At 51.4% G+C, this 6,302-nt stretch carries 6 protein-coding genes; 2 read left to right on the forward strand and 4 right to left on the reverse strand.

What is annotated here, in order from left to right:
* Nucleotides 1-308: 308 nt before the first annotated feature.
* Entirely contained in the window at nt 309-1,223 is a 915-nt protein-coding gene (locus tag EHN07_RS19465; protein ID WP_124025661.1) for a DUF808 domain-containing protein, read from the reverse strand.
* 276 nt (nt 1,224-1,499) lie between these two features.
* On the opposite strand from EHN07_RS19465, the gene yedA reads away from it, so the two are divergent.
* On the forward strand, nt 1,500-2,417 hold the full coding sequence (gene yedA, locus EHN07_RS19470) for a drug/metabolite exporter YedA (protein WP_124025662.1): 918 nt from the start codon (nt 1,500-1,502) through the stop codon (nt 2,415-2,417).
* Here the strand turns inward: yedA and EHN07_RS19475 are convergent, their stop codons facing one another.
* A complete protein-coding gene (locus EHN07_RS19475) occupies nt 2,418-2,918 on the reverse strand; it encodes a very short patch repair endonuclease (protein WP_124025663.1) in 501 nt (166 codons plus the stop codon).
* Between the two features lie 447 nt (nt 2,919-3,365).
* On the opposite strand from EHN07_RS19475, the gene EHN07_RS19480 reads away from it, so the two are divergent.
* Complete coding sequence (locus EHN07_RS19480; RefSeq protein WP_124025664.1) at nt 3,366-3,884, forward strand: hypothetical protein; 519 nt, start codon at nt 3,366-3,368, stop codon at nt 3,882-3,884.
* A 55-nt stretch (nt 3,885-3,939) separates the two neighbouring features.
* Here EHN07_RS19480 and EHN07_RS19485 read toward each other — a convergent pair whose 3' ends face one another.
* Together EHN07_RS19485 and EHN07_RS19490 are read right to left on the reverse strand one after the other, a co-directional pair.
* The gene (locus EHN07_RS19485) at nt 3,940-5,361 is read right to left on the reverse strand and encodes a DNA cytosine methyltransferase (RefSeq protein WP_124025665.1); all 1,422 of its coding nucleotides are present in this window, start codon (nt 5,359-5,361) and stop codon (nt 3,940-3,942) included.
* 98 nt (nt 5,362-5,459) lie between these two features.
* Nucleotides 5,460-6,164: a phosphohydrolase gene (locus tag EHN07_RS19490; protein ID WP_124025666.1), complete on the reverse strand. Its 705-nt coding sequence runs from the start codon at nt 6,162-6,164 to the stop codon at nt 5,460-5,462.
* Nucleotides 6,165-6,302 lie beyond the last annotated feature (138 nt).

Here is a 6,302-nt window from a genome sequence, read left to right on the forward strand (position 1 = left end):
ACGGGTCGCGAACGACCCCGAATGTTGGGTGAAAAACGGTGTTTACCGCTCGCGGCGATTGACTGGCCGGGCGCCGGGGTTGTCATGGGGCTGGCGTGAGCCCCATGACACGTTCACCATATACAGAAGCCACAGAGATAATCATGCGTTCGGGTGAACGGAAACTCAGGGAAGCTTGCATAACACACCGTAACAGATTGCCAGAGTGAATTATGTAGAAGAAATAGCCTGTATCCGGGTAAAACTTCCACCGTTATAGACAATGGCCTGCCATTTTTCTGATAAACGGCAGAACTTTAGCTAAAAAGTTAGTGAACTGCGCGCCCACGCAGGCGATTGATACCATTAACGCCTGCCAGCACGATGGCCCCGATGATAAAGCCGATAACCAGATTAGCCACGGTGGGTCCGAGCAGATGAATGACCCCGCCCAGCTGCTGCGTCCAGCTTTCAATAGCATGATGAAGGACCGGAATACCGTGCACCAGAATACCGCCGCCGACCAGGAACATCGCCAGGGTGCCCACAACCGATAAGAATTTCATCAGCCACGGAGCCAGCACCAGCAGCCCTTTACCGATACCGCGCGCGATAACCGAGGTTTTCTCCACCAGCCAGAAACCGAGGTCGTCAAGCTTAACGATTATTCCCACCAGACCATACACGCCAATCGTGACGACGATAGCGATCCCGGACAGCACCAGCACCTGATTGAGCAACGGTGCGTCGGCGACAATCCCTAAGGTAATCGCCACGATTTCCGCCGAAAGAATAAAATCGGTGCGAATGGCCCCTTTTACCTTATCTTTTTCATAAATCAGCGGGTCCTGGGCGGCTATTTCATCCAGCCGCTGCTGGCGCTCTTCCGGCGTTTCTTTGTGCTTGCGGGCATGGAGCGTATGTACCACTTTTTCCACGCCTTCGTAACAGAGAAAAGCGCCGCCAATCATCAATAAAGGCGTGATAGCCCAGGGAGCGAAGGCGCTGATAATCAGGGCCAGAGGCACGAGGATCACTTTATTAATCGCCGAACCCTTCGCTACCTGCCACACCACCGGCAATTCACGATTTGCCCGCACGCCGGAAACCTGCTGCGCGTTAAGTGATAAATCATCTCCCAATACCCCGGCGGTTTTCTTCGCCGCCAGTTTTCCCATCATTGAGATATCGTCCAGCAGGGTGGCGATATCATCGAGCAGTGTTAATAAGCTACTTCCGGCCAAAATAGTCTTCCTTTTTTATGTATTTGCTTAACAGTATGGAACAAAAAGCAGCGGGCGAAAATCAAACTCATCTCAGAGCGATGACAAACCCGATGTTTTCCAGCAAACAACACTGGCCCCTCAATAAAAAAGCAGGCAAACCGCGTTTTTTCCATACCGCTCAGCCATCTCATATGTCAATAAAAATTAACATTTATTGTGAAAGTAAAAAACTCGCCACCAAGATAGTTATGACGTTAACTATTAGCATTGTTGCTATTGATGTCGTGAGGAAAAATGCGCGTTCGTTCGGGTCAGTTACTGCCGTTGCTGGCAGCGCTATTTGCGTTATATATCATCTGGGGCTCCACCTATTTTGCTATCGCCATCGGCGTGAAAAGCTGGCCGCCGTTTATGATGGCAGGCGTACGCTTTATGATTGCCGGCGTATTGTTAATTAGCGTGCTGCTGCTGCGCGGCCATAAGCTACCCGCCATGCGCCCGCTGCTTAATGCAGCGTTAATTGGCGTGTTATTACTGGCGGTGGGCAACGGTTTTGTAACCGTTGCAGAACATCAGCATGTCCCATCAGGCATTGCGGCGGTCATGGTCGCCACCGTTCCGCTCTTTACCCTGTGCTTTAGCCGCCTGTTCGGCATTCAGACTCGCAAGCTGGAATGGCTCGGTATCGCCATTGGCCTGGCGGGCATCGTATTGCTTAATAGCGGCGGTAACCTGAGCGGCAATCCGTGGGGGGCGTTACTCATTCTGATTGGGTCGATGAGCTGGGCGTTTGGCTCGGTCTACGGGTCGCGTATTGAATTACCTGCTGGCTTGATGGCCGGTGCGGTGGAAATGCTGGCGGCAGGTATTGTTTTGCTGGCGGCATCCGCTATAGCGGGCGAACGCCTGACGGCGATGCCGACGCCGGCCGGCTTTATGGCGGTGGCTTATCTCTCCTTATTTGGGTCGATTATCGCCATCAGTGCCTATATGTACCTGATTCGTAATGTCGCTCCTGCATTAGCCACCAGCTATGCCTACGTTAACCCGGTGGTGGCCGTGCTGTTGGGGACGGGTTTTGCCGGGGAGAATCTGTCGCCGGTAGAATGGCTGGCGCTGGGGGTGATTATCTTCGCGGTGGTGCTGGTCACTCTGGGGAAATACCTGCTGCCCCCAAAGCCGGTGGTGACGGCGTGTGAGACTGAGAAGTAATCAGCTCCCGGGTGGTATCTGCCACCCGCTTTCACTGATGCTGTGAATCCCCAGCGTATCGATTTGCGCATACTGCCCGCCGCTACAAATCCACTCTTCAAGCCGTTCCGTTAGCGCACGATCGCTCAGCTTTTCACGCCCGCGTAATGCACACTCCCAGACTAAAAGCACCCGCCAGCCTTCGCTCAGCAAACGCTGGATATCTCGCCTGTCGCGTTGTACATTGCGGCCGATCTTCTCCAGCCAGAATTCCGTACGCGTTGCCGGCACTTTGAATAAATAACAGTGGTGGTGGTGCCAGAAACAGCCGTGAGCGAAGATAACGCAACGCTGCTCGTCAATCACAAAATCCGGACGCCCGGCAAGCGCCGCATCCTGCGTGCGGAAGGCAAATCCGCATTCGCTTAATAGCCCGGCCAACCGTTTTTCAATGGCCGTATCGCGTGTCGTGATGGCTCGCATATTTTTACTGCGAACCGCCTTACTATGCACATCCGCCATCTGTAGCCCTTTTATGCGTTATCAGAATCTTCATCTTAATATTAGCAACAGGCCGATAACAAATTTCATTAAAACAGAATAATAGCTATCTGGTGCACGTCAGCTATTTTATTACTGAAATGATATTCGCCATGATAAAAGAATGCCGCCAGATTTGATTGTGTCTATTTTTGGACATCACTCAATTAAAAATAGCGGCCTAACACCCTGTATCAACTAAAAATCCACCATATTTTGTATATTATTTGTTCGTTTTCACTGTGTTTTTCAACTTTGCTCTGCCGAATTAACATGGCACTCTATATTCAGCATCCCTGATGATGAAACAAATCAGGCTTGATTGTTAACAGCGGTGCATTATTTTGTTGGCATGTGACAGCGCTGCATTTCATAAATATTTTTATTAACTTTATTAATGCCCGGACCGGGCTTGTTTAAGACAATAACATGAAGCTATACAAAGCATTATTTATCCCGGCATTACTGTTGAGTGGCATATTCAACAGTAATGCCGGAGCAGCAGACACTAATCTCGCCCGGCAGTATATTACCCACTGGAACGCCGTTATGAATGGGGAAATGGCCCCCATTTTACGCGCTACCACGCTGAATGCTGATATTGTGAAGCGCTGTAAGACGGTGGCGGCAAAACGGTTCCGCAGCGCGATGGTCAGCGAGTGGCAACATAAAACCGGCAGTAAAATGACCGAAAACGCTTTTTTATCTGAAGATCTGCAGCAATTCGACCGCCTGGCAGCCATCTCCTGCCTTGACGGCGCTGAATATGAACAGACCGGCAGCGGTGACCTTTTAATTAAGGCCCTGAGCGCGCAATGGCAGGAAATAGCAGTTAAAGAGGCTAATGACGCTTACGAACAAACAAAAATCATGCAATTCCAGACGGGTATTCTGACCGCCAGATATGGTATCAGCATCGAGAAAAATCGACTCCATAACGTCAATTAATCATCGGTGATTGAGAAATAGCGGGTAGCATAAGCTTTATACTACTCCTGCCATATCACTTATTATCGCGGCGCTTTTTAACGGCCTGCTTAATTGTACTCTCCAGTAATTTAGCAACTGCCGCAAACGCGGGCACCACCACCGAATTACCAAACTGCCGGTATGCCTGAGTATCGGATACCGGGATGCGGAATTGATTTCCCTGCACCGCTTCAAATCCCATTAAGCGGGCGCATTCACGCGGAGTTAAACGGCGTGGTCGACGTAACTGGTTATCCGCATTATCAAAATCCGCTTCCCCCAGCGCTTTATCCCAGCCTCTGTCGATAAGAATTTCAGCACCGTCCTTGTAATACCTTGCAGATAACGTGCGTGCGACGCTCGCCGGATTTTGTGGGTCAACAAGACCGTAACCAAAACCATTCCCTTTGGCCTGATGCTTTTTGGCGTAATTGTAGAGGTACTTCCACAGCGTCGGCGTCAGGATATATTTGCTCTCCACCGCAGGCTCCAGTAACTCGCCAAAAGTGGGGCGGCGTGAGGGATAAAGGCTATTAAGCTTACCGAGCGTAAAATCCTTATGCAGATTGAGATCGCGACGGAAACCCACCAGCACAATGCGCTCGCGGTGCTGCGGCAGGAAGTTTTTCCCGTCGATGATTTTAGGGTCCCCGGCCCCCATGATTGCCGCATCCGCCACTTCATAATCCAGGCTATCCAGCGTTTCCATAATGATGCGGAAGGTGTTGCCCTTATCATGGCTTTTCAGGTTCTTAACGTTTTCCAGCACAAAGATAGCCGGACGTTTCGCAGCAATAATACGCGCGACATCGAAGAACAGCGTGCCCTGGGTTTCACAGGCAAAACCGTGCGCACGCCCCAAAGCATTTTTCTTCGACACCCCGGCCAGAGAAAACGGCTGGCAGGGGAAACCCGCCAGTAAAACATCGTGGTCCGGCATGGTGGCCTGAATATGTGCCGTGGCCTGTTCATCGCTCACATCGGCACGATGGCTCAAAGTAACGTCGCGAATGTCCTGATTGAACTGATGATTTTCCGGACAACAATACCAGTTGGCTTTATAGGTGCGCACCGCGTGCTTGTTCCATTCGCTGGTAAACACGCACTGCCCGCCAATCGCCTCAAAACCGCTACGAATACCGCCAATACCGGCAAACAGATCGACAAACTTAAAAACATATTTCCCGTGATGGCGCGGCTGCGGCGGCAGCATATTATGCAGCATTTCGCATTCCGCGGGCGTCAGGGTACGCGGTGATGATTTGCGGTTATACCAGCGATTGAGCGATTCACGCGTCCAGTCCCCGCTCACCTGGCGTAAATGGTGCGCCACGGTTTTCTGGTCATAGATTTCCAGAATATGGCTCATTAACGCGTAGTCTGCTTCCAGTTGCTGCTGTTGCTGGCGAAGAGATTGCTGTGAGAGTTGTTCGGCAATGGCGTCGAAGTCGTTCATTATGAACCAGGATTGGGAAACAAGAGTGCCACTCTATCACTGATTTGACCCAGAGAGAATCAGCACGGCCCGCAGCGGCGACGGGCCACTGTATCAGTTCAGAAACAAGGTTTGGACGTTGAGAATTGTTGCACTACTTCCTGTTCGATTCCGCAATAGTCGCCTTTCAGCTCAGCGCACAGTTTAGCCATATAGCTGACTAAAAAATCGGCATTGTGCCGGGCCAACACACGCCCCGCTTCGGTTTGCATCGTCTCTGGCAGTTTGAGTAACTTTTTCTGGAAGTGATCGAGAGCATAGGTGGAGTCATCCAGCTCACGGTTGTGGGCCAGCGGATCTTCACTATCAAACAGAGGCCGCCCCAGCACGCCGGAAATATAGAAAACCCTTGCCAGACCAATCGCACCTAGCGACTCGAGACGATCGGCGTCCTGAACAATTTTCGCTTCCGGCGTCTGTGGAGCAATCCCGGCGCTGAAGCTATGCGCCCGCACCGCGTGAGCGACGGCGTCATAGAGCGGGGGCGGAAAATCAGGAAAATGGGCATCAAGAATGCGTAACGTCTGCCGGGCTGCCTGCGTAGAAGCAAGATGACGCTGCGGATGGTTCTTCGGCAAATTGACGATATCGTGGAAATAACACGCGGTGAGCACGACCAGACGGTCGGCCTCGGTAGTTTCCATAATCTGCTGCGAGGTCTGCCACACGCGCCGAAAATGCGCCACGTCGTGGGCTTTATCATCCTGCACCCAGTGATGCTGTAAATACTCTTCAAACCGCGCTTGCCAGCGGGCTATCGGCATACGGACTCCTGACTGCGTAGCGGGACTCGGTACTTAATATCAGTACATGAGAATAAAATTAGCAAGCAAAGCGCAGATAAGCGCCCGGACTGAGGACAAACCTCATGTGTGTCGCTAAAAAAACAAGGAAAATCAATT

Origin of the sequence: Buttiauxella warmboldiae, from assembly GCF_003818135.1 — a bacterium.
In the GTDB taxonomy this organism is placed as follows: Bacteria; Pseudomonadota; Gammaproteobacteria; order Enterobacterales; family Enterobacteriaceae; genus Buttiauxella; species Buttiauxella warmboldiae.